The organism is Streptomyces sp. NPDC027962 (genome assembly GCF_055566095.1).
This window is the reverse complement of the sequence record NZ_JBVHTA010000101.1, coordinates 1-2,455: the sequence shown is the minus strand read 5'-3', so window position 1 is coordinate 2,455 and position 2,455 is coordinate 1. Positions and strand designations below refer to the sequence as shown.

Below are 2,455 nucleotides of genomic sequence, written 5' to 3'. Positions count from 1 at the left end.
CCGGCGACCGTGTCCGAGGTATCCTGCGAGTTGTAGGCGAACCGGGCGAAAGTGCTCAGGCCACGGCCCGGGTTCGTGAACGCGTTGTACGACCAGACGCTGTTGCCCGCCGCCAGGTTGTTCATGACCGTCGAGCCGGCGCCGGTGTTCTTGCCCGTGTAGGAGTAGAACTTCTCCAGGCCGAGCTGGTTGGAGGTCGGGTCCTCGACCGCGACGTTCTGCTTCAGCGCCGGGATCCCGCCCGTGCCCGCCGACAGCCAGGTGCCGTCGGAGATCTTGCGGACGTCCCAGCCGAGCACGTACTCGTTGCGCTTGTTGCCGGAGTCCGAGTTGATCGGGGTCGAGACCTGGGCCTGGATGGTGGCCGACTTGCCCGGCAGCAGGGCCGGAATCGGAGTCTCCAGCTGGTTGCCGCCCGTCGTCACGTCCGTGCCGTCGGGGAGCTTCCAGGTGTAGGACAGCTCCCGCTCACCCGCCGCCCACGCCGAGGACGTGGTGTTGGTGACCGTGAAGTCCACCGTGTAGGTGGTGTTCGGAGTCATCCGCGACGGGGTGGTCGGGGCGTAGTACGTCGACTGGGTGGTCGAGTCGACATAGATGACCTGCATGTACGGGCGCAGCTGCGGGTCTGCGGCCTCCGCCGACAGGAACAGGGTGCGCTCCTGCGGGCCGGAGGAGGACTCGTCCTTCAGCTTGACCGCGACGCCCTTGTTGCCGGCCGGGTCCTCCACCCAGTTCTGCATCAGGCTGGTGGCGTCCCACCAGTGGCGGCCGACGTCCGACATGTTGGCCACGGTGTCGGAGACGGTGGCTGACATGTCGCCGCCGGCGCTGGTCCAGGCGGTGGTGGAGGTGGCGTTGTTCCAGGTGGCCTGGGTCTCGGAGAAGTCCCGGGTCAGGGCGTGGAGTTCGTAGATCGCTCCGCTGCTGCCCGTGGTGGTCTCCGCGCCCCACATGTACATCCGGTTGTCGAGCACCGTGGCGGTGGCCGGAATGTCGCTGGTGGGGAACTTCAGCACGGCCCGGGTCTTGCCGTAGGTGCCGGAGTTGTTGCCGACGCTCAGCCACTTCTGGCCCACCCCCCAGGACTGGATGGTGTCCTGGTTGGTGGTCGGCTGGGCGGAGGAGAGAGTGGTGTCGGTGACGCCGCCCTGGCTGCCCTGGATGATCTTCATCGTCCGGCCGGCCTTGGGGATGCCCACGACCCGGGTCGGGGACCCGAGCAGGTCACCGTCCTCGGTCTTGACCGCGATCTGGTAGTAGTACGACTTCCCGATCTCGCTGGACGAGGAGTCGGGCGTCGGGACCGCGGTGGTGTCGGTGTATGCGGTGGCGCTCTTGTCGATCGGTGCGATCAGGGTCGCCGCGGAGGGCGTGAAGTCCTGCTGCGTGGAGCGGTGCAGCTGGTACTCGACGATGTCCGCACCGGCGTCGCCGCCGGTGTTCTTGTACGCCGGCCAGTGCAGCTCGGGGCCGGTGGAGTGCACCACGGTCGGCGAGTCGAGTGCGGTGCCGACGCGGCCCCAGGTCACGGTCAGGCGCGGGATGCTCGAGGTCTCGCCGCCGTAGTAGCCGTCACCGGCCTCGTAGCGGGGTCCGCCGAGCGGACCGGTGGACGACTCGTCCTCGGCCTTGAGGATGAAGCCGTGGTTCGCGGTGCCGTTCACCCACTTCTGCACGGTGTCGGCGACCGGGAACTCGTGCCACTGGTTGTACTCGCCCTGGTTCTTGACGATCTGGGCGGGGTTCACCAGGCGCACGGCGTCCGCGATGACGGCGGTCGAGGTGGAGGCGGGTCCGTCGCCGAGGACGACCTTGCCGACGGTGCCCTTGTCGAACGGCAGCTGAGCGCCGCCGTTCAGCGAGGTCCACACACCGTTCGTGCCGGCCGACTGGTCGACGGTGAACGTCTGGGTGCCGTCGCGGTGGGTCACCGTGTACGGGGCGTTGGTGGCCCGGTCGGTGGCCGCCACGTAGTGGACGTCGACCCGGTAGGTGGCGGTGTCGGTGACCTTCGGCTGCCAGGTGTACTTGTCCCCGGCGACCGAGTCCTTGTTGTAGTGGTAGTCCTGGCCGATCGCGTACTGGGTGAGGGTGGACCCGGACGCCGGCCAGGTGCCGGTCGCGGCCGTCGTGCCCGCGTCCCCGTCATCGGCCTGCACGCTGGTGCCGGACAGCTCGCCCAGCAGTCCGGAGGTGTTGGACCAGGTCGCCGTCGACTCGTCCCACGCCCCGGTCGCCCGGTGCGCCGCGATGGTGACGTCGTTGCCGTTGGTGGTGTGCGACTGGTCGAAGTAGACGCCCAGCCGCGCCCCGTCGACCTTCACACCGGCCGGGATCTCATCCAGCGGGAATTTCAGCAGTGAGCGGGCCTGGGCCGTGCTGGAGGTCTTGCCGGCGGACAGCTTCCAGGACGAGTTGAAGTTCGTCGAGGGGGAGTCGGACAGGACCATGG

The 2,455-nt window shown here is 68.5% G+C and carries 1 protein-coding gene; it reads right to left on the bottom strand.

Annotated elements, in window-relative coordinates; genetic code table 11:
- The coding region (locus tag ACZ4SA_RS36800; RefSeq protein ID WP_468283184.1) for a DNRLRE domain-containing protein at positions 1 to 2,455 on the bottom strand (2,455 nt) is incomplete at both ends.